Source organism: Dankookia rubra, assembly GCF_004355005.1.
Lineage (GTDB): Bacteria > Pseudomonadota > Alphaproteobacteria > Acetobacterales > Acetobacteraceae > Paracraurococcus > Paracraurococcus ruber_A.
On sequence record NZ_SMSJ01000017.1, the window covers coordinates 24,040 to 48,768 of the forward strand.

Here is a 24,729-nt window from a genome sequence, read left to right on the forward strand (position 1 = left end):
CCCCACGATCGCTTTCCGTGGGCCTGGCAGCCGCCGCGCGACGAGCGCCGGCCAGGGAAAGGGACGGGGAGAATGCCCTTCCTCCAACCCCGCCTTTGCTCAGCGGGGGACCTGCGGCTCCACCCCGCCCTGGGGGCCGTGGCCGCGAGCCCGCATGCAATCGCGATAGGCGCGGCTCTGTGCCCGGCCGACCTCGCCCTGCATGCGGTCCATGTTCTCCTGGCTCGAGGCATAGAACTGCCGGCCGAGCGCCTGGACCTCCGGGCTGTTGCGCGCCTCGGCGCGGCAGGCGCGGGCGTCGGGCGAATCGTCCGGCGGCGGCAGCTTCGGCCCCGTCGGGCCGAACAGGCTGCAGCCGCCGAGCAGCAGCAGGGCCGCGAGGGAAAGCCGGCGGCTCATAGATGGGCCAGCCAGTCCTCGATCAGCCGCCGGGCGATCGAATCCGCCCGCGGCAGGGCGAAGCCATGCGCGGCCGGGTCCAGGCACTGCGCGCGGCTGAACCAGCGGGCGTCGCGCAGCTCTTCGGGGTCGATGGTGATCGCCTCGGACAGCCCCTCGGCATGGAAGCCGAGCATGATCGAGGAGGGGAAGGGCCAGGGCTGGGAGGAATGGTAGCGTACCGCGCCGACCTCGATCCCCGCCTCCTCCAGCACCTCGCGCCGCACTGCTTCCTCGAGGCTCTCGCCCGGCTCCACGAAGCCCGCGAGGGTCGAGTACATCGTGGTATTGGGGAAGCGCGTCGAATGGCCGAGCAGGCATTCGTCGCCGCGCACCACCAGCATGATCACGGCCGGGTCGGTGCGCGGGAAGTGCTGCGCCTTGCAGTTCGTGCACACCATCACGTGCCCGGCCGAGCGCGGCGCGCAGGCATGGCCGCAGACGCCGCAGAAGCGGTGCTTGGTGCGCCAGTGCATCAGGCCGCGGGCATGCGCGAGGACGCTCGCCTCGCCGGACGGCAGCAGGCCGGCGACGGCGCGCAGGTCGGTAAAGCCGCCCATCCCTTCCGGCAGCAGCGGCAGCGGGTCGTCGGCTTCCGAGCAATCGACGGCGAAGACCGGGCGCTCGTCCCAGAGGCCGAGGAAGGCCCAGGGGCCGCCGGCCATGCGCACCGTCTCGGCGGCGGCGCCGGTCAGCAGAACCGCCTCCGGGGTGCCTTCCTGCACGCCCTTCATCAGGCTGCGGCTGCGCCAGACCGGGGTGAAGAGGGTGTCCGGATCGGCCAGGGCGGCGGCGATCCAGTCGGCATCCTCCCGGCGCAGCGCGGCGCGGTCGAGGGGGCTGCCGGTATAGGCGTTGGGCCGGCTGGCGGGGATTGAGAGCATGGGGCGGCGACCCTGCCATGCGGGGCGCGGGGCGGCAACTGGCCGGGATCGGGGAATCCGCGGCGGCACGGCGCTATCGTTGCGGACGGAAGGTGCCATGCCGGACGATCTCTACCACCGCGAAACCCTCATCTGGTCGATCGCCCAGGCGGAGCGGCTGCGCCGCGTCGCCGCGGGGGAGCGGGGGAGCGGGGTAACCACCTCGACCGGGCCAAGGTGGCCGAGGACGTCGAGTCGGTAGGGCGGAGCGAAGCCCAGGCGGTCGATTCCTTGATGGTCCAGGCGCTGGTCCATGCACCGGAGATCGCCGCCTCGCCGGACCAGGTCGCGGCCCGGAAGTGGCGCAACGGGATCTCGGCCCGCCTGGTCGGCGCCAGGCGGCGCTTAGGCCCAAGCATGGCGCAGCAGCTCGACGTGCAGGATATCGATGCCGCGGCCCGCCGGCTGGTCCTCGACCTCGACATGCGCCGCCCGCCGCGCCCCCTGCCCGCGACCACCGACCGCACCCCGGCCGAGCTGCTCGACGAGTCGCGCGGTGCCGAGGCGCTGATCGCCCGCCTGGCGCCTCGGTGACTCGTTGCCGGGCGGTCGTTCCGCTCCCTGCCATTGTGCAGGCCCCCCCCTGGCATGATATGGTGCCTTCGGAAGGTCGGCGCGGACGGGCTCCTCGCCAACCCGGTCAGGTCCGGAAGGAAGCAGCCGTAACGGGTTCTCGCTCGGGTCGTTTGTCGGCCTTCCACCTTCAGGGGGTCACCCCCGGCCCGGCGGGCCACCGCCTCACAGGATCCCGCCGCACGGATGTCCTCCACCCTGTTCGGTCCCGCCGAGACGCCGGATGCGGCCCCGCCCGAGCAAGCGCTGCCGGAGCCGCCGGCGCCCGAAGGACCCGGCCTTTTCGGCGATGCCTTCGCCCCACCGGCCGCCGAGCCAGCCCCGCCGCCCGACCCGCCCGCCGCGGCGCCGGCGGCCGAGGGCGGCGGCACGCCCTACCGCGTCCTCGCCCGCAAGTACCGCCCGAGCACATTCGAGGAGCTGATCGGCCAGGACGCGCTGGTCCGCACCCTCCGCAACGCCTTCGCGCAGAACCGCGTGGCGCATGCCTTCATGCTCACCGGCGTGCGCGGCGTCGGCAAGACCACCACCGCCCGCATCATCGCCCGCGCGCTGAACTGCATCGGGCCGGACGGCACCGGCGGCCCGACGCCCGAGCCCTGCGGCGTCTGCCCGGAGTGCAAGGCGATCCTGGCCGACCGCCACCCGGACGTGCAGGAGCTCGACGCCGCCTCCAACAACGGCATCGACGACGTGCGGGAGCTGCGCGAGCGGCTGCGCTACCGCCCGGCCCAGGGGCGCTACAAGGTCATCATCCTGGACGAGGTCCACATGCTGTCGACGCCAGCGTTCAACGCGCTGCTGAAGACGCTGGAGGAGCCGCCGGCCCAGGTTAAGTTCATGCTGGCGACCACCGAGCTGCGGAAGGTCCCGGCCACCATCCTCTCGCGCTGCCAGACCTTTCACCTGAAGCGCGTGCCGCAGGCCGAGCTCCGCGCGCATTTCTCCCGCATCGCCGGGCTGGAACACGTCACGGTGGAGGACGAGGCACTGGCCATGCTCGCCCGCGCCGCCGATGGCTCGGTGCGCGACGGGCTCTCGCTGCTCGATCAGGCGATCGCCCTCGGCGGGCCGGAGGGCAGCGTCACCGCCGAGGCCGTGCGGGACATGCTGGGCCTCGCGGACCGCGCCCTGGTGCTCGACCTGATGGAGGCGGTGATGGCCGGCGACACGCCGGCGACGCTGGCGCTGATGGACCGGGCGCATGAGCGCGGCGCAGACCCGGCCGTGGTGCTGCAGGACCTGCTGGAACTGACCCATACGCTGACCCGGCTGCGCAGCGTCCCGGCCCTGAAGGACGACCCCAGCCTGACCGAGGGCGAGCGCACCCGCGGCACCGCCCTGGCCGGGAAGCTCTCGGTCCCGGTGCTCGGCCGCGCCTGGCAGATGCTGCTGAAGGGCCTCGGCGAGGTGAACGAGGCGCCGGACCGCCGCGCCGCCTGCGAGATGGTGCTGATCCGCCTGGCGCATGTGGCCGAGCTGCCGACACCGGGCGACCTGGTGCGGCGGCTGACCGACGGCGCGGGCAGCACCGCCGCGGGTGCCCCCCGCCCCGCGCCGAATGGCGGCGGCGGGCTGCGGGCGATGGGTGGCGGCGGTGCCGTCCTGGCCGATGCGGTGGCCACCGCCGCCAATGCCAATCCGGGCTCCTGGCGGGAGGTGGTGGCGCTCGCCTCCGGCCGGAAGCCGATGCTGCACGCGCACCTGGTGCACAGCGTCCACCCGGTGCGGGTCGCCGCGGGGCGGGTCGAGCTCCGCGTCCTGCCCGCCGCCCCGCGCGACCTGGCGGCCCAGCTCGGCGAGCTGCTGACGGAGGCGACCGGCGCCCGCTGGACGATCGCGCTCAGCAATGCCGAGGGCGAGCCGACGCTGGCCGACCAGGGCCGCGCCGCCGAGGCCGGCCGCCGCGCCGTGGCGCAGAGCCACCCGCTGGTGCAGGCCGTGCTGGCCGCCTTCCCCGGCGCCAGCATCGAGGCGGTGCGCGATGCCGGCGCGGATTCCTACGGGCTCGGCGGCGCCATGGCGCTGCCGGCCCAGCTCGGCGCGGTGTCCGAGGACCAGCCCGAGGCGGAGCCGGGGGACATCCCTTCCGTCGAGCTCGGGGCCGAGCCGGAAGAACCCGCCGACTTCGACGATGTTCCACCCCCTGATGACGAACGGTAGGGCGATGCCATGAAGAACCTGGGCAACATGCTGAAGCAGGCGCAGCAGATGCAGACGCGCATGGCCGAGATGCAGGCCAAGCTCGAGGCCACCGTGGTCGACGGCCAGGCGGGCGGCGGCATGGTCAAGGTCTCGCTGACCGGCAAGGGCGACCTCAAGCGCGTCTCCATCGACCCGAGCCTGATGGACGACCGCGAGGTGCTGGAAGACCTGCTGGTCGCCGCCCATGCGGACGCCAAGCAGAAGGTCGAGGCGCAGATGGCCGACGAGATGCAGAAGGCGACGGCCGGGCTGAACCTGCCGGGCGGCCTGCCCGGTGGCCTGAAGCTGCCGTTCTGACCCCCGTACCCCCCGCGATGCCCGATGGTGCCGCGCGGGCGTGAGCCGATGCACGACCAGAACCCCATCGACCACCTGATCGGCCTGCTGGCGAAGCTGCCCGGCTTCGGCCGGCGCAGCGCCCGGCGGGCCGCGCTGAAGATGCTGATGCAGCCGGACCAGGCCATGCTGCCGCTCGCCGCCGCGCTGCAGGCCGCCGCGGCCGCGGTGCAGCCCTGCCGCACCTGCGGCAACCTGGACGCCGCCAACCCCTGCGGGATCTGCCGCGACCCGCAGCGCGACCAAGGCCTGATCTGCGTGGTCGAGGGCGTCTCCGAGCTCTGGGCGCTGGAGCGCGCGCATGCGCATCGCGGCCTTTACCACGTGCTGGGCGGCACGCTCTCGGCGCTCGGCGGCATCGGGCCGGAGGACCTGGCGGTGCAGCCGCTGCTCGCCCGGATCGAGGGCGCGGCCGAGCCGGTGCGGGAGGTGATCCTGGCGCTGCCGGCGACGGTCGACGGCGCCACCACGGCGCATTACCTGACCGACCGCCTTCGCCCGGCCGGGGTGGCGGTGACCCGGCTGGCCCAGGGCGTGCCGATCGGCGGCGCGCTCGACGTGCTGGACGAGGGCACCCTGGCGGCCGCCCTGAAGGCGCGGCGGGCGGTCTAGCGCAGCTGACGGGAGGGCGTGAACGCCCGCACGCCTGAATCTGCTCTTGGAACGAGGTCCTGCAGCGGTGCCGCGTTCACCTTCCGACGCAATCCGCCATGACCGCGCAGTTCGAGAAGCCGCTCACCCGTCGCCGCGGCGTCAGACGCGGCGCGCGAGGATTCCCCAGGTGCGGGCCGGCTGCCACGGCCCGGTGCCCACCACGGCATAGACCTTCCCCGGCTCGGCCAGGAACTCGCCGCCGGCGTCGCCGCCTTCCGTCGTCAGGACGAGCACCGGCTGGGGGTCCACCTTTCCGCCGACGGGCCGCGACGAGACCCGGAGTGCGACGGGCTGCCCGGGCCTGGCCGTGCCGTCATCCGGCGGCGTGATCCTGACCGCGACCCTGCCTTCGCCGAAGCTGGTCCAGGCGGTATGCAGGAAGGGGCCGGCGGGCTTGCCCGGCTGCGCGAAATCCTCGTGCCCGATGGCCGGGGCGCGGACCAGGGCGTCGGGTGCGATCGACTGCCAGGATTTCCAGAGTTCGGTGTTCAGCCTCCGCAGCTGCGCATGCACCCAGCCCTCGGTTTCGGCGTAGCCGAGGACTTGGGGGCGCAGCGCCGGAGCCTGCTTCCGCAGGATCAGCAGGGCCGAGGTGAAGACGATGCCCTGCCGCCACGGCGTGATCGAGGGCTGCCAGAGCCTGGCCGCGGCGATGCCGAATTCGAGCCCGTCGATGTTGGGCGCGTTCAGCGTGTTCCGGGCAAGGCGGGCGTCGAAGACCGGATGCATCGCAAGGCCGGAGCGCATGGCCAGGTCGATCAGGTGATCGAGCGAGAAGAAGAAGTTGTGCGGCACCGGCAGCGTCGGGCCGTAGCGAAGTTCCGTGGTCAGCGCATAGACCCCGCCCGGCCTGAGGATCCGGCTGACGCCCCGCAGGTGCTCGAGGAAATGCGCGTCCTCGGTGCCGATATGCTCGAAGGCGCAGGAGGAGTAGCAGAAGTCGACCGGCTCGCCGCCGTGCTCGACATGGCGCATGTCCATATAGGCCGCATCGAGCCGCGCCGGATCCACCTCGAAGGGCGCGGCCTCCAGCAGGAACTGCTTGGGGGCCGCGGTCCGGGCCCCCACCCATGCGGAATGCTGGCCATAGAGGTCGGTGGCAAGCACGTGCCGCACGCGATTCGACAAGGCGTAGAGCAGCCGCTCGCGGCCCGCGCCGAAGGCGATGCCGCGCGCATCCGGGTTGAGCAGGCCGCTGCTGTCCAGCGCGCGATAGATCATCGCGAACTCCCATTGCTTGCGCTGGAAGCTCGGCGTGATGCGGAGATACCGCCGCAGGATCTCGTCGATATGCGGATCGGCCCAGTCGTAGGCGTCGCACAGTTTCTGCAGGTGTTCGATCATGGTCGTCGCTGCATCAGGCACCGCATCCGGGGAAAGCCGGCCGCAGCGCCGCGGGAGGATTCCCGGCCCTGGTCGGCTACCACGGCAGCGCTTCGGCGGTCTCCGCCGGCAGCGGCCATTCCGCATCCTGGAAGGAGACCGCCGGTCGGACCGGGAAGGCCCCGAACAGCGCCTCGCCCGAGAAGGAAATCGGCTCCCACATCCGGTCGACTGCGGCGATCACCTCGTCCCAGGGCGAGGACTGGTCCTTGGGCAAACCAAAGGCCGCGAGGCGGCTGCGCCCGAAGCCGCGATAGGCGTCGGCGAAGCGATGGTCGACGGTGCCGTAGCCGGCCTCGATGTCGAGCCGCTGCATGCCTCGGTCGCCATCCGCCATGTAGACGCAGGGGATCCCGTAGGCATCCGCCAGCAGCATGCCATGCAGGCTGCGCGAGATGATGCGCTTGCAGGACAGCAGCTCCGTCAGCTTGTCCTGGAAGCCCTGCCAGGTCGGCGGGTGGTAGGTCGAGATGAAGTGCACCCCCTCGGCCTCGCCGTCCCGGTAGCGCACGAGGTGCGGCAATGGCCGGGCCTCGCTGCCCGGCGCCAGCAGTTCGGAGATGTGCAGGATGACGCCGAGTTCATGGCGTTGCTGGGGCCTGGGCTGCAGGATGCGGGGCAGGAACCAGGCCGGATCGCCGTAGACGGCGGGCGCCGGGATGCCTGCCCGCAACAGCACGGCGCGGCTGTAGGGCCCGCGCGTCGCATGGATGGTGTACTCGACTCCGGGGGCCGCGAAGAAGCCGGCATCGCGCGGCTCGACCGGCGCCCGCTTGGGATCGAACCCGCTGCCCCAGACATGGACCGCCCCGGCGGATTGGCCCTGGCCGATGGTGCCGATCGCCACGACGCGCCGCTGTTTCGAGTTGAAGGCCCGATGCGTCACCGGCCGGCCGGACATGGCCGCGACGACCACGGCGCTGGCCGCATCGCCGAAATTGCCGAAGGGGGTTGCCGCGGAAGACCGCACCCAGGACAGCGGGACCGCCCCCCCGGCGAGTTCGAGTTCGTCGTCCATCAGGGGATGGCCCATGTTCAGAGGCCCCGCAGCCTGGGCGATGCCACCAAACATCCTGTGTTCCATCACCGTCTCGCCCGAACTCCAGTCCATCATAGGAAAGGGCAGCGGTCAGGATCAACCGATACGTGTTACCTCGATGGTACCGGCCCGCGCGCGGACGAACCACCCTTCGATCGCAGCGCCATGGCCGGGCCCGTTGGGCCCGGCGGCACCCTGCCGGCCGGCGACTGCCGCTCGATCCGAGGAGCGGCGGCGCAGGGATGAGGCAGGCCTGCGCATCGCCCGGCCCAGGTGAAGGACCGCGACTTCACCGACGCCCATTCTGCGGGAACGCGGCGGCGAGCGCGGCACGGCAACGAGACCGCCGGCCGCCTTCGAACCGTCAGCTGTTGCATTGCGGCCGCGCCGCGCCGTGCCGCCGCGAACCTGGCGGCCAGGGACAAGTCCCCTGTTCGGCGCGTCACCGTCCCGGCGGCAAGGGCCCAAAAAAACTCCCGCCCCCGGGCGGGAGCGGGAGCCTGATTGGTGCTGCCTGGTTCAGGTGCGGTCGGGATCGACCGCGTCGCGCGCCGCGTCCTTGGCACCGCCGGCCGCGTTCTGCACCTTACCGGCGGCCTTGTCGGCCTTGCCCTCGGCCTGCAGCTTGGTGTCGCCGGTGACCTTGCCGGCCACATCCTTCACGGCGCCCTTGACCTGCTTCGCGGCGCCTTCGATGCGATCCTTGTCCATGGCCTGTCCTCCGTTGGCCATCGCGGTCCTGCGATGGTTTCCGGCAGCGAAACGCGGGTCCTCCGGGAAAGGTTGCGTAACCAACCTTAACGGAACGGGATCGCGTACATCAGGCCACCCTGGGTCCATTGCCCATTGAGGCCGCGCTTCAGCTTCAGCGGGCTGGCCTGGCCGACATTGCGCTCGAACATCTCGCCGTAATTGCCGACCGCCTTCAGCGCCGCCAGCATCCAGCCGTTGTCGAGGCCGAGCCGGCTGCCGAATTCGCCGCTGGCGCCGGTCAGCCGCTGCACGGTGGCGTTCGGCTCCTTCGACCGCGCCTCGGCATTGGCCCGGGTGACGCCGGCCTCCTCGGCTTCCAGCAGTCCCATGTGCAGCCAGGCGACGATGTTGGACCACTGGTCGTCGCCGTTGCGGGTGAAGGGGCCGAGCGGCTCCTTGCTGATCGTCTCCTCCAGCACCCGGTAGGCCGCCGGGTCGCGCGCCACCGTCAGCGCGCCGGCCAGCGCCGAGGCGTCCTGCGTCATCGCGTCGCAGCGGCCGGCGAAGAAGGCGTCGTACATCGTGTCCACGCGCTCGAAGACCACCGGGCTGAACTTGATGCCGCGCGCGCGGAAGACGTCGCCGAGGTTGAGCTCGTGCGTGGTGCCCTGCGCCACGCAGATCGTGGCGCCGTCCAGCTGCTGCACCTTGTCGACGCCGGCGTCGCGGCGGACGGCGAAGCCCTGGCCGTCGTAGAAATTCACCGGCCCCTGGTTCAGCCCGAGCGAGGCGTCGCGCAGGAAGGTCTGCGTGCTGTTGCGGTAGAGCACGTCGATCTCGCCGGTCTGCAGCGCGGTGAAGCGCGCCTGGGCCGTGAGCGGGGAGAAGCGCACCTTGGTCGCGTCGCCCAGCACCGCCGCGGCCAGCGCCCGGCAGTAGTCGGCGTCGAGCCCGCGGAACTCGCCGCGGCTGTCGGGGGCGGAGAAGCCGGCAAAGCCCTGGGAGACGCCGCAGTTCAGCGTGCCGCGCTGCTTCACCGCGGCCAGGGTCTGCGCGCCGGCGCTGCCGATGGCGGCGACGGCGAGTGCCGCCGCCATGATCCATGCCTTCATCGTTCTCCTCCTCAGCCGCAGCTTGCCAGCGCGGCATCGATCGCCGCGCCGAAGCGGTCGACGATCAGGTCCACCTGCTCCGCCGTGACGATATAGGGCGGCGCCAGGATGGCGTGGTCGCCGAGCCTCCCGTCGATCGTCCCGCCCATCGGATAGCAGGCGAGGCCGCGGCCGAAGGCCTCCCGCTTCACCCGCTCGTTCAACTTCAGCGCGGGGTCGAAGACCTGCTTCGTCGCGCGGTCGGTGACGAGCTCGATCGCCCAGAACAGGCCGCGGCCGCGGATGTCGCCGACATGGCGATGGTTGCCGAAGCGCTCGACCAGGCGCTGTTCCAGCAGCGCGCCCATGGCGCGCACGTTGTCCAGCAGCCGGTCCTCGGCGATCACCTGCTGCACCGCGACGGCGGCGGCGCAGGCGACGGGATGCGCCTGGTAGGTATGGCCATGCATGAAGGCGCCGCTGCCGGCGGCGAGCCCCTCGATCACCCGCCCATGCACCAGGATGCCGCCGATCGGCTGGTAGCCGGCGCCGAGCCCCTTGGCGACGATCTGGATGTCGGGCGTGACGGCCTCCTGCTCCCAGGCATGCAGGGTGCCGGTGCGGCCCATGCCGCTCATCACCTCGTCCAGGATCAGCAGCGCGCCGTGCCGGTCGCAGACCGCCCGCACCCCTTCGAAATAGCCGGGCAACGCCGTGGCGCAGCCGAGGGTCGCGCCGACCACCGGCTCGGCGATGAAGCCGATGACGGTGTCGGGGCCAAGCCGCTGGAACTCCGCCTCCAGCTCGGCCATCAGCCGCGCGACGTATTGCGCGTCCGTCTCGTCGCCGCCGCGGTCGCGATAGGCATAGCAGGGCGAGACATGGCTGAAGGCGGGCGAGAGCAGCGGCGCATAGGGCGCCCGGCGCATCGCATTGCCGCTGGCCGACAGCGCGCCGAGGGTGTTGCCGTGGTAGCTCTGCCGCCGGGCGATGAAGCGGGTGCGCTGCGGCTGTTCGACTTCCAGGAAATACTGCCGCGCCAGCTTGATGGCGGCCTCGTTGGCCTCGGAGCCGGAGGAGCAGAAATAGGCATGCGTCAGCCCGCCCGGCGCATGGCCGACCATGATGTCGGCCAGCCGCTCGGCGCTCTCGCAGGAAAACAGCGCGGTATGCGCGTAGCTGAGCTGGTCGAGCTGCGCCTTGATCGCCTCGATCACTCTTGCATTGCCATGGCCGAGGCAGGCGACCGCGGCGCCGCCCGAGCCGTCGATGACGGCGTGGCCGTCGCGGTCGTACAGCCAGATCCCCTCGCCGCGAACGGCGATCGGCGGGTCCTGCCGCAGGCTGCGGTGGACGAGGTGGCTCATGCTTCCTCCGGGTCGGGCAGATAGGCGGCAAGCGATGCGAGGCGGGCCTCGCTCGCCTCCAGCCGGGCGCGCGCCGCGGCGCCGCCCAGGGTGAAGACGGCGGCGGCGAGCCCCTGCGCCAGGGCAATGGCGGCGGCGAGGCTCGGGAAGAAGGCCGGTGTCGCGGTGGCGAAGCGCAGCAGGTGGCCGGCGCCGGCGGCGATCGGCGCGGCGGCGCTGTCGGCCAGCACCACGGTGACAAGCCCGGCCTCGCGTGCGGCGGATACGGCGATCAGGCTCTCGCGCGAATAGGGGGCGAAGCCGGTCAGCAGGAAGGCCTCCCCCGCCCGCATGGCGCCGAGCTCGAGGTCGAGCGGCGCGCCCTCGACCAGCGCGGTTTCCGGGCGGAACAGCCGGAGCTGGTAGTGCAGCAGCAGCGCCACCGCGCGGCAGGAGCGGAAGCCGGCGACATGGATGCGCGGCGCGGCATGCAGCGCGGCGGCGGCGGCATCCAGCGCCGCGTCGGGGATGCCGGCCAGCGCCTCGACGTTCAGCGCCTCGGCGGCGCGGATGGCGGCCAGCCCACCCGCGGCAGGGGCGCGACTGGAATAGGGCGCGGGGCGGCGCTGCTCCTCGATCGCGGCGTCGCGGAGCGCGTCCCAGCCCGGAAAGCCCAGCGCCTGGGCCAGCCGGGTGAAGGTGGCGGGAGAAGCGCCGGCCTCGGCGGCGAGGGCGCGCATGGAGCGCGTAGCCGCCTCGAAGGGCCGCTCGGCGACGTGCCGCCCGGCCGCCGCGAGCTGGGGCGGCAGGTGGGGCAGCGCGGTGCGGAGCCGGTCGGCGAGCATGGAACAAATGTTTCATGCAAGCCGACGCGACGCAACATGTGTTTCTGCTTGCGCGGCAAGGGACCCGGCGACGGGGGCCGGGCATTCACCCCCTGCCCCGCCGGGAGACCTCGCCATGCGCCAGCTGCTCGCCCTTCTCTTCTCGCTGGCCGCAACGCCCCTGGCCGCGCAGGAGCCCTCCCTCGCCCGGCCGAACCTGCTGCTGCGGGAGGTCGTGACGGGCATGCCGCGCGGCGAGCGGCAGGAGGTGCAGGTGCTGACCGCCAGCTTCCGTCCGGGCGACCGCACCGTCTTCCACACCCATCGCCACCCCGTGACCGTCTATGTGCTGGAAGGCGCCTTCACGCTGGAGATGGAGGGCCGCGCCCCCGCCCTGGTCCGCGCCGGGGAGGCGCTGGTCGAGCCGCCCGGCGTGCGGATGACCGGCTACAACCGCGCCGAGGGTCCGCTGCGGGTCATCATCGTCTATGTGTCGGAGCCGGGGATGCCCTTCCTCGACCCTATCCACCCGTGACCAGGGCGTGCATCGCCCGGCAATGCGCCACGAGGTTGGGCCGGGATTCGAGGCAGCGCCTCAGCGGGGTGTCGATCTCGAAGAACAGGATATTGGCGAGGAAGCCATAGAGCCCCGCATCGGTGCTGCAGGGCTGCGGGCCGAACAGGAAGCCTTCCGCTGGCACCAGGTGCGACAGGACCTCGAGGTCGGCGATGCCGCGGGCGAAGGCCTCCTCCGGCGTCAGCCGTCCGATGCCCTGGGCACGGTAGCGGGTGAAGTTGTAGGCCCGCGCGGCCTCCAGCACCTCGGGCGCGACGGCAGGGTGGAAGCGCAGGAATGCATCGCGGAAGGCGGGCCAGAAGCGGTCGTCCTGCCAGCGCGAATAGGACATGACCCAGTAGAGGTCATCCAGCATCCGCCGCAGCAGGTGGCCGGTGTCACGCTGCGCCGGCGTCAGCCCGGCGTCGATGGCGAGGCCGTGCCGGGCGATCAGATGGGCGATGATGGCGTCGCTGTCGCCGATGACGCGGCCGCCGTCGTCGATGTAGGGCAACTGGCCATGTGGCGCCCGGCTGGCATCCATCAGGTGCTCCTGCCGGAAGGGCAGCCGGCAGAGCGTCAGGAAGGCATGGACCTTCAGCCCATAAGGGTTGTTGTCGGCGAGGCCGAACATCTCCGGCCAGGAGAACAGCGTGAGCATCCCGCAGGATGCGACGCGGCGAGCAGCCACCGCAACGATACCGCGGCGGCGCTGCCGCAGCCGTGATCCGGTGCGCCTATGGCCTCAGCCAGGCAAAGGCACGGCGCAGCCGGGCAGCGCCATCCGCTTCGAACCAGGCGCCGTGCGCGAAGACCACCCGCGCCGGGTCGAGCGCCAGCAGGCGTCGCACCGCGGCCCGGTTGTGGTCGAGGTGGCGGGCCAGGACCAGGCGGACATGCCGCGGCGTGCCGCCCGCGGGACCGGCGGCGCCCAGCACCCGGACCAGCAGCGCCATGGGCAGCGGCAGCCTGGCCGGCCCCATCGCCTGGACGGTGTCGCAGAGCACCAGCGTGCGGCTGGCGGCGTGGTGGAAGGCGATCTCGACGAAGCCGGCGCCGGCCAGCGTCTCCTGCGCGATCTGGCCGGCCCAGTCGGCGGGCGGCTCCGGCCCCAGCACGCCATGGGCGCGCAGCGCGGTGCCCTGGTCGCGCGCCCGTTCCACCACCCCGTGCGGCGCCCAGAGCCGTGCCTCGGGGAAGGCCGCCTGCCAGGCCTGCAGATGCGTCCAATGCGCCGTGCCGGGGGAGACCAGGTGGCGGATCGGGCCAAGTGCCGTCAGCGCCGCAACCAGGGACGCGGAGAAGCGCGTCGGCGAATGCAGCCAGAGCCCGCCATCGGCCAGCCGCAGCACGGTCATCCGCAGCGGGACGGGCAGGCCGAGCACCCGCAGCGGGCCGCTGTCCACCACCCATACGCCCTCGGCGACGGGCTTCGGGGTATCGAGCGGGGGATAGGCGACGTCCTGCGGCATGGCCCTTGAACATGGTGGCCACCGCCGGCGTTCCCAGCGGCCGGACACCGTCGGCCTCACCGGGGTGGGGCCGACGGTGATGCGGCCTTGGTCGCGCCGGCCATCGCTGCCCCGCGTGGTTCCACCCTGGACAACCGCGGGCTAGGGCGCCGTCAGCACCCCGACCGTCGCCCCGGCCATGCAGCAGGCGATGCTGGCCGCGACCAGGCTCTTGAGCCCGAGCGCGGCGATCTCCCCGCGCCGCTCGGGACAGAGCGCCGCCATCCCCGTCACCATGATCCCGACCGAGGCGAAGTTGGTGAAGCCGCAGAGCGCATAGGTGAGAATGACCCGCGACCGTTCCGCCAGTCCCGCCCCGCCGCTGGCGGCGAGCTGCAGGTAGCTGACGAACTCGTTCACCACGACCTTGATGCCGAGGCTTCCGGCGACGGTCGCGCATTCCGCCGCCGGGATGCCCATGGCCCAGGCGAGCGGCCAGAAGGCGAGGCCGGCCAGGCGCTGCAGGGTCACTCCGGTCAGCGGCTCCAACACCATGTTCAGCAGCGCCACCAGCGCGACGAAGACGATCAGCGAGGCCATGATGCCGAGCAGCAGCGTCAGCCCATCCGCGGTGCCGCGCACCAGCGCATCCATGGTGCTGTCGTAGAGCCGCGGCATCGGCCCCTCCGCCCCGACCGCGGCGGGCTCGCTCTCCGGCAGCATCAGCAGCGCGGCGAGGATCGAGGCGGGCGCGGCGATCAGGCTGGCGGTCAGCAACTGCCCCGCGGCATCGGGCACCACCGGCGCGATCATGGTCGCATAGACCACCAGCATGTTGCCGCTGATCGTGGCGAGGCCGGCGACCATCGAGACGAAGAGCTCCGCCCGGGTCAGGGTCGCGAGCCATGGGCGGATCAGCAGCGGCGCCTCAACCATGCCGACGAAGACATTGGCGGCGACCGAAAGGTTGCAGGCGCCGGACAGGCCGAAGAGCCGCTTCAGGCCGCCGGCCAGGACATCCACCACCAGCGGCAGGATGCGCCAGTGGTACAGCACGGCGGACAGCGCGCCGACCAGCAGCACCAGCGGCAGCGCCTGGAAGAACAGGATGAAGCTGCCGCCCGGGGCGACCTCGGCGAAGGGCAGCGGGCCGCCGCCGAGATAGCCGAAGACCAGCGTGGTCCCCGCCCGCGTTGCCCGCGCCAGCGCGTCCACCGCGTCGCCCAAGGCGGCGAAGCCGGCGCGCAGCGGCGGGATGTGCAGCAGCGCGCCGGCGATCGCCAGCTGGCTCAGCAGGCCCGCCGCCACCACCCGCGGCCGCACCCCGCGGCGGCAGCCGCCGCAGGCCCAGGCCAGCAGGCAGAGCAGGGGCAGGCCGAGCGCCGCCTGGAGCTGCAGCCAGCTCATTCGGCGGCGCGCGCGGCGGCCGCGGCGGGCGGGTCCATCTCCACCGCCTCGATCCGGGCACCTGCGGCGGTGATCTTCTGCGCCGTGGTCTCGATCTGCTGCACGTCCGCCTGCATGTCGGCGAAATGCCGCTTCAGGCTGGCGACCCGGCGGTCGAGCCGCTCGGTCTCCTCGGCCAGCTTCGCCACCTCCCGGCGCAATTGCTGGGCCTCGGCCCTGAGCCGCACGTCCCGCATCAGCGCCCGCATGGCGCCGAGCACCGCCCAGAGCGTGCCGGGGGAGACCAGGTAGACACCGCGCCGCCCGGCCTCGGCGACCAGCGTGCCGAACAGGGCGTGCAGGTCGGCATGCAGCGCCTCCGAGGGCAGGAAGATCAGCGCGCCCTCGGCGGTCTCGCCGGGGCAGATGTATTTCCGGGCGACGTCGTCGACATGCTTGCGGATGTCGGCGGCCATGCGGCGTTCGGCGGCGGCGCGGGCCGCCTCGTCCGGAGCGCGGCGGAGCGCCTGCCAGGCCTCGAGCGGAAACTTGCTGTCGATGGCGATCGGGCCGGGCGGAAAGGGCAGCCGGATCAATGCATCGCAGCGGGTGCCGTTCGTCAGGCTGAACTGCCAGGCCCAGCCATCCGCCGGCAGCCTGTCGGCCAGCATGTCGCGCAATTGCACCTCGCCGAAAGCGCCGCGCGCCTGCTTGTTGCCGAGGATCGAGGCGAGGCTGTGCACCTGCCCGCCCAGCGCCTCGATATTGGCCCGCGCCGCGTCGATGACGGCCAGGCGTTCATGGATGCGCCGGGCGCTGTCCTGGGTGCGGTCGGCGCTCTCGGCGAGCGCCCGGCCGAGCCGCTCGTTCTGCGCCGCGACCGCGGCATCGAGCCGGTCGGACAGCGCCTCCATCCGGTCGGCGAGGATCAGCACGCCCTCGCTGTCGCCGCCGCGCGGGCGGAGGGCGAGCAGGATGGCGCCTACCAGCAGCGCGCCGGCGAGGGCGGCGGCCAGCGGCACCAGCAGCGGCAGAAGCCAGTCAGGCAAGGCGCCGTTCCCCCGAGTCGCGGCCCCTTCACTCTCGCATCGCGCGAGGGCCGCGGGCCAGCCTTGTAGCGCTGGACCGGGCCGAAGCGGGCATGGGAGGCTGCCCGGGCCAGCCAAGGGAGGGCGCCATGAAGGAGATCATCGAGGTCCCGGTCATCTCGGAGACCATCCGCAGGACCGGCGTGCCGCTCTCGCCGGTGGTGCGGGCGAACGGCTTCGTCTTCGTCTCCGGGCTGCCGGGCATCGACCTGGCAACGGGCAGGATCGTCCAGGGCGGGATCGAGGCGCAGACCGAGGCCTCGCTCGCCGCGGTGAAGCACGCGCTGGAGGCGGCGGGGTCGTCGCTGGAGAAGGCGGTGAAGGTGACGATCTACGCCAGCAACAGCGCCTGGTTCGCCAAGATCAACGCGATCTATGCCCGGTACTTCGGCGGTAAGGCGCCGCCGGCGCGGACCTTCGTCGCGGTCGGGTCCTGGCCGCTGGAATTCGACATCGAGATCGAGTGCATTGCGCTGGCCTGAGTGTTCGGCCGAAGGCCGGGGGAGACGGTATTCTCCCCCGGACCCCCTCATCCATTCCTGGAAGTCGGCACGCGCCACGCGGCGGCACCCGACCCACAAAAAGGAAGGGAGGAGTTTGGGGAGGGAATGCTTTTCCCTTCCGATCCTCCTCGGCGCCTCAGGCCGGCGCGAAGCTTCCATCCGCCTGCAGCAGCACCAGCCGCCCGGTCGCCACCCCGAAATGCGCGCCGCGCAGCGCCAGCCTCCCCGCCGCGACCGCCTCGGCGACGAAGGGAAAGGTCATCAGGTTGGCCAGCGAGATTCGCACCGCTTCGTGCTCGGCGGCTTCCTGCTGCGCCTCGGGGGTGTCGCAGCGCAGCGCGACCTCGCGCGCCCGGGCGGCGATGCTGATCCAGCCCGGGACGAAATCCCCGACCGCCGCCGGGGCGCCGCGCAGCACCGCCTGCACGCCGCCGCAGAGCGCATGGCCCATCACCACCAGGTTCCGGACCCCCAGTGCCTTCACGCCGAACTCCACCGCCGCGCTGGTGCCGTGAAAGGCGGCATCCGGCATGTAGGGCGGCACCAGGTTGGCGACGTTGCGGACGACGAAGAGCTCGCCTGGCCCGGCCGAGAAGATCATCTGCGGATCGACGCGGCTGTCGGAGCAGGCGATGACCATGGTCCGCGGGCTCTGGCCCTGGGCCGCCAGGGCCTCGAACCGCGCCTTCTCGCGCGGCCAGGTGTCGGTACGGAAACGGCGGTAGCCGTCGATCAGGCGTTCCATGCGGGGAGCCCTCCTGCCCGGCAGGCATGCAAGCGCGACGCCACGGCGGCCCGGCTCAATGCCGGAAATGCCGCATGCCGGTAAAGACCATGGCAAGGCCGGCCGCATCGGCCGCGGCGATCACCTCGGCATCGCGGATCGACCCGCCGGGCTGGATCACCGCGGTGACGCCGGCGGCGGCCGCCGTCTCCAGCCCGTCGGCGAAGGGGAAGAAGGCGTCGGAGGCGACGACGCTGCCGCGGGCCAGCGGCTCGGCCAGGCCGGCCGCCTTGGCCGCGGCCTCCGACTTCCAGGCGGCGATGCGGGAGGATTCGACGCGGTTCATCTGCCCCGCGCCGATGCCGACGGTGGCCAGCCCCTTGGCATAGATGATGGCGTTCGACTTGACGTGCTTGCAGACGCGGAAGGCGAAGAGCAGGTCCTCCAGCTCCTGCGCCGTCGGCGCGCGCTGCGTCACCACTTTCAGCCCCTCCGCCGTGACCCGGCCGGCATCGCGCGACTGCGCCAGGAAGCCGCCGGCGACCGACTTGAAGGTCAGGCCCGGCGCCGCCGGGTCCGGCACGGCGCCGGTCAGCAGCAGGCGGAGGTTCTTCTTGCGGGCGAAGACCGCGCGGGCGCCCTCGTCCGCGTCGGGCGCCACCACCACCTCGGTGAAGATCGCGGCGATCCTCTCCGCCGCGGCGGCGTCAAGGGTCCGGTTGGCGGCGACGATGCCGCCGAAGGCCGAGACCGGGTCGCAGAGCAGCGCGCGGTCCCAGGCCGCGGCCAGGCTCTCGTCCACCGCGACGCCGCAGGGATTGGCGTGCTTGACGATGACGATGGCCGGCCGGTCGAATTCGGCCACGCATTCATAGGCCGCGTCGGTGTCGTTCAGGTTGTTGTAGGATAGCTCCTTGCCCTGCACCTGGGTCGCGGTGGCGATGCCGGCGCGGTTCGTGCCGTCCAGGTAGAAGCCGGCCTGCTGGTGCGGGTTCTCGCCGTAGCGCAGCGTCTGCTTCAGGATGCCGGCAAAGGCCAGGCGCGGCGGAAAGGCCTCGCCGAGCTGCTGCGCGAACCAGCCGCCGATGGCGGCGTCGTAGGCCGCGGTGCGGGCATAGGCCGCGGCGGCCAGCGCCTTCCGCGTCGCCAGCGTGGTGCCGCCCTCGGCGGCGATCTCCGCCTGCACCAGGGCGAATTGCGCGGGTTCGGTCAGCACCGCCACATGGGCGTGGTTCTTGGCGGCGCTGCGGATCATCGCCGGGCCGCCGATGTCGATGTTCTCGATGCAGTCGTCAAAGGCGGCGCCCTGCGCCACCGTTGCCTCGAAGGGATAAAGGTTGACCGCCACAAGGTCGATCGGGGCGATGCCGTGCTCGGCCATCTGCGCCCGGTGGTCGGCCAGGTCGCGCCGGCCCAGCAGCCCGCCATGCACCTGCGGCACCAGGGTCTTCACCCGCCCGTCGAGGATCTCCGGGAAGCCGGTGTGCTCGGAGACATCCTTCACCGCGATGCCGGCCTCGCGCAGCGTCTTCGCGGTGCCGCCGGTCGAAAGGATCTCCGCGCCCTGCCCCGCCAGGAAGCGGGCGAATTCCACCAGGCCGGTCTTGTCGGAGACGGAGAGCAGGGCGCGGCGGACAGGGACGGGATCAGACATGGGGGAAGACTCCGGATTGGGGCGCGGCATACCCCCCGCCCGACCCTGGGGGCAACCTCCGCCTGGCCGCGTCAGGGGGTGGGGGCATCCTCCGGCAGCAGGCCCTCCGCCTTCAGCGCCTGCCAGAAGTCGGCCGGGATCGGCGCCCGCATCAGTTCGGCATTCTGCCGCACCCGTGCCGCGCCCTTGGCGCCGGGAATGACCGAGGCCACCACCGGGTGCGCGGCGCAGAATTGCAGCGCCGCGGCGCGGATATCGACCCCGTGCCGGCCGCAGACCGCCGCCACCCGGTCGCGCGCCATGACCTCGGCCGGCGCCGCCACGGCGTAGTTGAAGGTCTTGCCACCGGCGAGCAGGCCGGAATTGAAGGGCCCGCCCACCACCACATGCACGCCCCGCGCGGCGCAGGCCGGGAACAGCGCCTCCAGCGCCGCATGGTCGATCAGGCTGTAGCGGCCGGCCAGCAGGAAGACGTCCGGGTCGGCCCGGTCCAGCGCCCGCAGGCAGGGCTCGGTGAGGTTGACGCCGAGGCCCCAGGCCTTGATCACCCCCTCCTCCCGCAGCCGGGTCAGCGCCTGCGCGGCGCCGTCCATCGCCTGGTCGAACAGGCCTTCCCAGGCCGGGCCGTGGGTGTCCTCGGCGATGTCATGGATATAGGCGATGTCGATGTGCGAAAGGCCGAGCCGCTGCAGGCTGTCCTCGATCGAGCGCCGGGTGCCGTCGGCGGAGTAGTCGTAGACCGGGCGGAAGGGCAGCGCGTCGACGAAGACCTGCACCGTGCGCGGGGCATTCCGGTCGGGGACCTGCAGCCGGCCGACCTTGGTCGAGAGCACGAACTCGTCGCGCGGCCGCCGGCGCAGCGCATGGCCGAAGCGGTGCTCCGACAGGCCGGCGCCGTAATGCGGCGCGGTGTCGTAGTAGCGGATGCCGCTGTCCCAGGCGGCCTGCAGGGCGGCCTCCGCGGTCGGCTCGTCGATCGCGGTGAACATGTTGCCGAGCGGCGCGCCGCCGAAGCCGAGCGGGCCCGGCGGGGCGAAATGGGCGGTGTCGGGCATCGGGACAGCCTCGGTGGTTGGCGCCGCAACGCCGGGCGGCCGGCGGCGGTTCAGAAGGCGGTCCGCAGCCGCAGCCCGAGCACCGCGACCGGGCCGCGATCGGCGTTGTAGGCCGGGTTGCCGAAGACCTGCAGGTCGGCCGTCACATCGGTCCCCGGCGCCGCACGCCAGCGGTAATAGGCCTCCGCCGCCAGCTCGGCCCGGTAGCGCAGCCGCCCGTCGCCGGTGATGAAGCCGATGCCGCCGGCCTCGAGAAAGCGGCGATGGCTTGGCGACAGGCCGCCGATATTGCCGGCCAGCCGGAGACCTGCGGGTCGATGATCGCCTCCGCCCCCTCCCAGAGCCGGCGGCCGAGGATGACGTCGAGCGAAAGGGTGTTCCGCCCCTGGTCGCCGGCGCCGAGGCTGTTGTCGCCGCGATAGGGTGCCCGGAAGGCCGGGTGGAATTGCTGCACGAAGGTGGACTGGCCGCGCACCATCCAGCCTGCCGCCTCGAGCGCCTGCTGCCGCGCCGCGACGCCGGGGAGGATCGCCTCCGCCGCCGCTCCCGGCGGCGGGCCGGGCGGTGGCGCCACGCCTCGCCCCCCCCCCCCGCCATGCTGCGCAACGGCCGGGTGCTGTTCGACCCCGAGCCCGCCCTGCTCTACCGCCAGCACGGCGGCAGCACGATCGGCGCCGACCCGCCGCTGCCGGACCGGCTGCGTCGCGCGCTCCGCCGCGGGCCGCGCGGGTTCACCGCGATGGTCGCGGCGCATCTCGATTGCCTGGCGGCGGTCGAGCCGCGGCTGACGGCGGAGGCGCGGCGGGTGCTCGCCCTGCTGCGCGGCATGCGGGGGCGCGGCCCGCTCGGCCGGATGCTGCTCGCCCGCCAGGCCGGGCTCCACCGGCAGAGCCGGGCGCAGGACCTGGCCATGGCGCTCTGGCTCGCCCTCGCCCCGCTGTCGCCCGGCGGGACCGGGGGCGCGCCATGACCCCGCCCGCCCAGGCCGAGTTCCTGGCCGCATCGCCGCCCACCCGCACGGCCGCCGCGCTGACCTCCGTGGTCATCGTCAGCTTCCACACCGGCCCCTCGCTGCCCGCCGCGATCGGCTCCGTCCTGGCACAGGACCGGCCGGTGGAGCTGCTGCTGATCGACAACGGCAACCCGCCCGGGACGCTCTCGCTGCTCGCCGCCTGGGCGGCGCGGGGGGACACCCTGCTGCTGCTGAACCCGGACGGGGCGCTGCCGCCGGACGCGGTCCCGGCCCTGCTGCGGCACGCCGCGGGGCTGCCGCCGCGCTGGATGATCGGCCCGCGCATCCTGGACGGCGAGGGCCAGGACCAGGCCGGCAGCCGGCGCCGGCTGCTGACCCCGGTCTCCGCGCTGGTCGAGGGGCTGCGGCTGCACCGGCTCCTCCCCGGGCTGCGGCTGAACCTGCACCGAACCCGCTGCCGGCGGGGATCGGCCCGGTCCCCGCCATCAGCGGCGCCTGCATGTTCCTGCGGCGGGAGGAATACTGGCGCGCCGGCGGCTTCGACGAGGGCTATTTCCTGCACGTCGAGGATCTCGACTTCCGCCTGCGCTTCCGGCGCGGCGGCGGGGAGATCCTGTTCGACCCGAAGGAGGTGGTGCGGCATCTCGGCGGCACCAGCGGGTCGTCGAGGTCGGTGGTGGAACGGCACAAAGCGCGCGGCTTCCGGCGCTACTTCCGGCAGAACTTTCCCGGCATGCCGCGGGCGCTGCGCCTGGTGCTCGACGGCGGCATCACCGCGCAGCTCGGGCTGGGGATGTTGCGCGGTTGGCTGCCTTCCCCGAAATCACGAGTATGTGACAATACTGCTCGCATCTGAACGAGTGGTGAAGCGAAACGGCAAGGGTCGCACCCTATCCAGGGTGGGTGAAGGTCGCCCAGGTCATCAACGTCGATTTCGCCCTGCGCCACTTCCTGCTGCCGCTGATGCGCGGCGCGCGGGAGCGTGGGCATGAGGTCGTGGGGCTCTGCGCCGAGGGCCCGCTGCTCGACCTGCCGCGCGCCGAGGGCTTCCGCATCATCCCGGTGCCGATGGCGCGGTCGCTCAACCCGGTCGCGCAGTACCGCGCCTTCCGCGCCCTGCTCCGCATCTTCCGCGCCGAAGACTTCGACCTGGTGCAGGGCCACATGCCGATCAGCGGCGTGCTGGCGCGGCTGGCGGCCCGGGTGGCGCGCCAGCGCGGCCGGCCGCGCATCGCCTATACCTGCCACGGCTTCCTGTTCAACCAGCCGGGTCCCTGGTGGCGCCGCGCGCTGTCCTTCGGCCTGGAATTCGGCGCCGGGCGGATCACCGACACCTACCTGACCGTCAGCGCGGAGGAAGCCGGGGATGCCCGGCGCCTCGGCATCCATCCCCGGCCGGTGGCGGTCGGCAATGGCCGCGACCCCGCGATCTTCCACCCCGACCCGGCCGCCCGCGCGGCGGTGCGGGCCGAGCTCGGCGCCCGCCAGGGCGACTGCGTCATCATCGCCGTCTCCCGCCTGGTGCGGCACAAGGGCTATCCGGAATTGCTGGCGGCGGTGCGGGCGCTGCCGCCGCCTTGCGTGCTCTGGGTCGTCGGCGACCGGCTGCCGAGCGACCACGGCGAGGACATGGAGCCGCTGTTTGCCGCCGCGGCCGCCGCGCTCGGTCCCCGGTTGCGCCGCCTCGGCTACCGCACCGACGTGCCGCGGCTGCTGGCGGCGGCGGATGTCTTCGCCCTGCCCTCGCATTTCGAGGGCCTGCCGATGTCGGTGATCGAGGCCATGCTCTGCGGCCTGCCGGTGGTGGCGACCGATATCCGCGGCCCGCGCGAGATGGTGCTGGACGGCGAGACCGGCCTGCTGGTGCCGCCCGCGACGGTGGACCCGCTGGCCGCGGCACTGCAGGACCTGGCCGGCGACCCGGGCCGCCGCGCCCGGATGGGCGAAGCCGGCCGGCAGCGGGCGCTGGAGCACTACACCGAGCAGAAGGTGGTGGGCCGGACGCTGGACCTGCTGGGCTTGTAGCGAGGCGAAGCGGCCGGGCCGGCACCGCTCCGGCCATCGGACCCGGGAAGCCGATCCGCTTCAGCCCCGTGCGCCTGGCGGCGCTCCGGTCATCGGACCCGAAAGGCCGATCCGCTTCAGCCCTGCGCGCCTGGCGGCGCTCCGGCCATCGGATCGGATCATCCCTCCGCCACCTCGCCGCCCGCCTGCACCCGGCCGATCGCCCATTGCACGGTGTTGGCGCCCGGCTCGGCGATCAGCACGATCTGGCTGGTCCGGCGCGGCTCGCCGCCGCCGAGGTAGAGGCTCTCCTCAACCGCGACCTTGGCGCCCTTCGCGCGCAGCCGCCAGAACTGGTTGGATGGCAGCTTCAGCAGCACCGCCTGCTCGTCGATCTGCGGCGTCGCCAGCACCGCGGGGTGCAGGTGGAAGCGCAACAGGAAGCCCGGCACCGGGGCGCCGGTCTCGGCCATCTCGATGAGGTCCTCGCCGCGCAGGTCGTCGCCGTTGCGGTCGATGTAGAGCCGCCGGCGGTGCTGCGCGCCGAAGGGCTTGCGCCAGCCGTCATGCACCGCATCCAGCCATTGCGCCCCGTCGGCCTCCTGCCGGTCGCCCTCGACCCGCTCGGGGCGGCGGCCGAGGCCCTCCTCCTTCAGCTCGGAGCTGTTGGTATCGGCCAGCACCAGGGTCGAATGCGCCGCGGTGGCGCGCAGCGCGTCGCGCCAGTCGGCCTCGGCCGCCGGCGCCGCGCCGCAGTTCACGATCAGCCGGTCGCGCCCGACCGACATCTCGAAGCTCAGCGTCCCGGCATGGGCGAAGCGGTCGGCGCCGCGCGGCAGGCCCGTGGTGCTGTCCCGCGCCCGCAGCGGCGGCGGCGCGCCGGCATCGGCGATGATAAGCGTGCGGCCGGCCTGCAGGCGGTGGAACCCGCTCTCTTCCAGCAGCAGCGGGGCGCGGCCGCGCGCCTGGCTTTGGGTCAGCACCAGGTCGACGAGGCCCGCCCCGTCCTCCCGCGTCCCGTTGAACTGGGCGAGGCCGCCATCGCCGTGGCGGAACAGCCGCAGCGCCTGGCCGGCGCGCTCCATCACGGTGGCCAGCAGCGGCGGCGGGTTCAGCCCGGCGCCGTGCAGCAGGTTGCGGATCTCGATCAGGTCCTGCAGCGCCAGCAGGAGCTGCTGAGGGGAGCGTTCGACATGTCCGCCATCGGGGTGGAACTGGCGCTCGAGTTCGCCCGGCAGGAAGCGGAGCGCCCGGGTCATCCAGGCCTCCTCCTCCAGCGCCACGGCGGCGGCGATGGCACCCTTCAGCGTCACCAGCGCGCCGCGGTGCATGGCTTCGGCCGGCAGGGTGCCGACCACGCCGCGGGCATCCTGGGCGAGCCGGACCAGCAGCTTCTTGCGGAACCCGTCCTCGGCGGTGGCCGCCAGGAAGTCCCAGTGGCCGAGCCAGGCGGAAACGCGCGCGGCGGCGACCTCGGGCGCCTGGGCCAGGGTCTCGGCGGCGCCGCGCGCCAACCAGTCCTCGGCCAGGTCGCGGGCGCGCATGCGGGCGGTGTCGGTGCCCAGCGCGCGGAGGTCGCGCAGCCAGGCGAAGCCATGCGCCGCAGCGCGCCAGGTAACCGGGCCGGCGGTCTCCTCCCAGCCCTCGCCGCCCGGCTCCAGCCGGCGGGTGGTGCCCAGCACCTCGAACTCGGCGCGCAGCAGGCGGGCGCCGCGGCCGGCATCGCCGGGCCAGAGGTCGCGGAAGGAGCGGGCCGGCGCATCCGGCACCTTCACCGGCTTGAGGCCGGCGATGAAGCGGCGGGTGCCGCGGATCAGCTCACGCATCGGC

General features: G+C 72.9%; 26 protein-coding genes and 1 other RNA gene. 10 read left to right on the plus strand and 17 right to left on the minus strand.

Going from position 1 to position 24,729, the window contains the following annotated elements:
• Nucleotides 1–99: 99 nt before the first annotated feature.
• A complete protein-coding gene (locus E2C06_RS14705; RefSeq protein ID WP_133289366.1) occupies nucleotides 100–399 on the minus strand; it encodes a phosphoribosylamine--glycine ligase in 300 nt (99 codons plus the stop codon).
• Nucleotides 396–1,322, minus strand: a complete 927-nt coding sequence (gene nudC, locus E2C06_RS14710; RefSeq protein WP_133289367.1) for an NAD(+) diphosphatase — start codon at nucleotides 1,320–1,322, stop codon at nucleotides 396–398. Before nudC ends, E2C06_RS14705 begins: the two co-directional genes overlap by 4 nt.
• Nucleotides 1,323–1,454: 132 nt before the next feature.
• Between nudC and E2C06_RS37575 the strand changes: the two genes are divergently transcribed.
• The 5 genes from E2C06_RS37575 to recR all read left to right on the plus strand — a co-directional run bounded on the left by E2C06_RS37575 (nucleotide 1,455) and on the right by recR (nucleotide 5,087).
• Entirely contained in the window at nucleotides 1,455–1,895 is a 441-nt protein-coding gene (locus E2C06_RS37575) for a DUF29 family protein (protein ID WP_277751830.1), read from the plus strand.
• A 70-nt stretch (nucleotides 1,896–1,965) separates the two neighbouring features.
• Nucleotides 1,966–2,063: signal recognition particle sRNA small type (gene ffs, locus E2C06_RS14720), an RNA gene on the plus strand.
• Nucleotides 2,064–2,120: 57 nt separating this feature from the next.
• Nucleotides 2,121–4,097, plus strand: a complete 1,977-nt coding sequence (locus tag E2C06_RS14725; protein WP_133289369.1) for a DNA polymerase III subunit gamma/tau — start codon at nucleotides 2,121–2,123, stop codon at nucleotides 4,095–4,097.
• Between the two features lie 9 nt (nucleotides 4,098–4,106).
• The gene (locus tag E2C06_RS14730) at nucleotides 4,107–4,436 is read left to right on the plus strand and encodes a YbaB/EbfC family nucleoid-associated protein (protein ID WP_133289370.1); all 330 of its coding nucleotides are present in this window, start codon (nucleotides 4,107–4,109) and stop codon (nucleotides 4,434–4,436) included.
• A gap of 48 nt (nucleotides 4,437–4,484) precedes the next feature.
• Entirely contained in the window at nucleotides 4,485–5,087 is a 603-nt protein-coding gene (recR, locus tag E2C06_RS14735; protein ID WP_133289371.1) for a recombination mediator RecR, read from the plus strand.
• Nucleotides 5,088–5,228: 141 nt separating this feature from the next.
• Here recR and E2C06_RS14740 read toward each other — a convergent pair whose 3' ends face one another.
• The 6 genes from E2C06_RS14740 to E2C06_RS14765 form a co-directional block, all read right to left on the minus strand.
• A complete protein-coding gene (locus E2C06_RS14740; protein ID WP_165982400.1) occupies nucleotides 5,229–6,473 on the minus strand; it encodes a class I SAM-dependent methyltransferase in 1,245 nt (414 codons plus the stop codon).
• 76 nt (nucleotides 6,474–6,549) lie between these two features.
• Nucleotides 6,550–7,530, minus strand: a complete 981-nt coding sequence (locus tag E2C06_RS14745) for a polysaccharide pyruvyl transferase family protein (RefSeq protein WP_165982401.1) — start codon at nucleotides 7,528–7,530, stop codon at nucleotides 6,550–6,552.
• A gap of 540 nt (nucleotides 7,531–8,070) precedes the next feature.
• Entirely contained in the window at nucleotides 8,071–8,262 is a 192-nt protein-coding gene (locus E2C06_RS14750) for a CsbD family protein (protein WP_133289374.1), read from the minus strand.
• Nucleotides 8,263–8,348: 86 nt separating this feature from the next.
• The gene (locus tag E2C06_RS14755; RefSeq protein WP_133289375.1) at nucleotides 8,349–9,356 is read right to left on the minus strand and encodes an amino acid ABC transporter substrate-binding protein; all 1,008 of its coding nucleotides are present in this window, start codon (nucleotides 9,354–9,356) and stop codon (nucleotides 8,349–8,351) included.
• A gap of 11 nt (nucleotides 9,357–9,367) precedes the next feature.
• Nucleotides 9,368–10,702, minus strand: coding sequence for an aspartate aminotransferase family protein (locus E2C06_RS14760; RefSeq protein WP_133289376.1), 1,335 nt, complete (start codon nucleotides 10,700–10,702; stop codon nucleotides 9,368–9,370).
• Nucleotides 10,699–11,526, minus strand: a complete 828-nt coding sequence (locus E2C06_RS14765) for a MurR/RpiR family transcriptional regulator (RefSeq protein WP_133289377.1) — start codon at nucleotides 11,524–11,526, stop codon at nucleotides 10,699–10,701. Before E2C06_RS14765 ends, E2C06_RS14760 begins: the two co-directional genes overlap by 4 nt.
• A gap of 115 nt (nucleotides 11,527–11,641) precedes the next feature.
• On the opposite strand from E2C06_RS14765, the gene E2C06_RS37580 reads away from it, so the two are divergent.
• Nucleotides 11,642–12,040, plus strand: coding sequence for a cupin domain-containing protein (locus E2C06_RS37580; protein WP_165982402.1), 399 nt, complete (start codon nucleotides 11,642–11,644; stop codon nucleotides 12,038–12,040).
• On the opposite strand, the gene E2C06_RS14775 is transcribed toward E2C06_RS37580, so the two are convergent.
• From E2C06_RS14775 to E2C06_RS14790, 4 genes are all read right to left on the minus strand, one after another.
• Nucleotides 12,027–12,722, minus strand: a complete 696-nt coding sequence (locus tag E2C06_RS14775) for a glutathione S-transferase family protein (protein WP_133289379.1) — start codon at nucleotides 12,720–12,722, stop codon at nucleotides 12,027–12,029. The two genes, E2C06_RS37580 and E2C06_RS14775, sit on opposite strands and share 14 nt — an antisense overlap.
• A 76-nt stretch (nucleotides 12,723–12,798) precedes the next feature.
• Complete coding sequence (locus E2C06_RS14780) at nucleotides 12,799–13,533, minus strand: DUF4336 domain-containing protein (protein ID WP_133289380.1); 735 nt, start codon at nucleotides 13,531–13,533, stop codon at nucleotides 12,799–12,801.
• 141 nt (nucleotides 13,534–13,674) lie between these two features.
• The gene (locus tag E2C06_RS14785; protein WP_133289381.1) at nucleotides 13,675–14,919 is read right to left on the minus strand and encodes a NupC/NupG family nucleoside CNT transporter; all 1,245 of its coding nucleotides are present in this window, start codon (nucleotides 14,917–14,919) and stop codon (nucleotides 13,675–13,677) included.
• Nucleotides 14,916–15,947 carry a DNA recombination protein RmuC gene (locus E2C06_RS14790; RefSeq protein ID WP_133289382.1) on the minus strand — a complete coding sequence of 344 codons (1,032 nt, stop codon included), beginning with the start codon at nucleotides 15,945–15,947 and terminating at the stop codon, nucleotides 14,916–14,918. The genes E2C06_RS14785 and E2C06_RS14790 overlap by 4 nt, the downstream gene beginning before the upstream one ends.
• Nucleotides 15,948–16,075: 128 nt before the next feature.
• Between E2C06_RS14790 and E2C06_RS14795 the strand changes: the two genes are divergently transcribed.
• Nucleotides 16,076–16,468 carry a RidA family protein gene (locus tag E2C06_RS14795; protein ID WP_133289383.1) on the plus strand — a complete coding sequence of 131 codons (393 nt, stop codon included), beginning with the start codon at nucleotides 16,076–16,078 and terminating at the stop codon, nucleotides 16,466–16,468.
• Nucleotides 16,469–16,625: 157 nt separating this feature from the next.
• On the opposite strand, the gene E2C06_RS14800 is transcribed toward E2C06_RS14795, so the two are convergent.
• The 4 genes from E2C06_RS14800 to E2C06_RS40600 form a co-directional block, all read right to left on the minus strand.
• The gene (locus tag E2C06_RS14800) at nucleotides 16,626–17,234 is read right to left on the minus strand and encodes a carbonic anhydrase (protein WP_133289384.1); all 609 of its coding nucleotides are present in this window, start codon (nucleotides 17,232–17,234) and stop codon (nucleotides 16,626–16,628) included.
• A gap of 55 nt (nucleotides 17,235–17,289) precedes the next feature.
• A complete protein-coding gene (gene purH, locus E2C06_RS14805; protein ID WP_133289385.1) occupies nucleotides 17,290–18,867 on the minus strand; it encodes a bifunctional phosphoribosylaminoimidazolecarboxamide formyltransferase/IMP cyclohydrolase in 1,578 nt (525 codons plus the stop codon).
• Nucleotides 18,868–18,938: 71 nt separating this feature from the next.
• Nucleotides 18,939–19,922 (minus strand): aldo/keto reductase, encoded by a 984-nt coding sequence (locus tag E2C06_RS14810; RefSeq protein WP_133289386.1) that lies wholly within the window; start codon nucleotides 19,920–19,922, stop codon nucleotides 18,939–18,941.
• Between the two features lie 50 nt (nucleotides 19,923–19,972).
• A complete protein-coding gene (locus E2C06_RS40600; protein ID WP_133289387.1) occupies nucleotides 19,973–20,404 on the minus strand; it encodes a carbohydrate porin in 432 nt (143 codons plus the stop codon).
• Nucleotides 20,405–20,517: 113 nt separating this feature from the next.
• Between E2C06_RS40600 and E2C06_RS14820 the strand changes: the two genes are divergently transcribed.
• The 3 genes from E2C06_RS14820 to E2C06_RS14830 all read left to right on the plus strand — a co-directional run bounded on the left by E2C06_RS14820 (nucleotide 20,518) and on the right by E2C06_RS14830 (nucleotide 22,920).
• On the plus strand, nucleotides 20,518–20,892 hold the full coding sequence (locus tag E2C06_RS14820) for a hypothetical protein (RefSeq protein WP_133289388.1): 375 nt from the start codon (nucleotides 20,518–20,520) through the stop codon (nucleotides 20,890–20,892).
• Nucleotides 20,893–21,394: 502 nt separating this feature from the next.
• Nucleotides 21,395–21,751 carry a glycosyltransferase family 2 protein gene (locus tag E2C06_RS14825; RefSeq protein WP_133289389.1) on the plus strand — a complete coding sequence of 119 codons (357 nt, stop codon included), beginning with the start codon at nucleotides 21,395–21,397 and terminating at the stop codon, nucleotides 21,749–21,751.
• A gap of 47 nt (nucleotides 21,752–21,798) precedes the next feature.
• Nucleotides 21,799–22,920 carry a glycosyltransferase family 4 protein gene (locus tag E2C06_RS14830; RefSeq protein WP_133289390.1) on the plus strand — a complete coding sequence of 374 codons (1,122 nt, stop codon included), beginning with the start codon at nucleotides 21,799–21,801 and terminating at the stop codon, nucleotides 22,918–22,920.
• 158 nt (nucleotides 22,921–23,078) lie between these two features.
• On the opposite strand, the gene E2C06_RS14835 is transcribed toward E2C06_RS14830, so the two are convergent.
• On the minus strand, nucleotides 23,079–24,725 hold the full coding sequence (locus E2C06_RS14835; RefSeq protein WP_193560461.1) for a heparinase II/III family protein: 1,647 nt from the start codon (nucleotides 24,723–24,725) through the stop codon (nucleotides 23,079–23,081).
• Nucleotides 24,726–24,729: the final 4 nt, after the last annotated feature.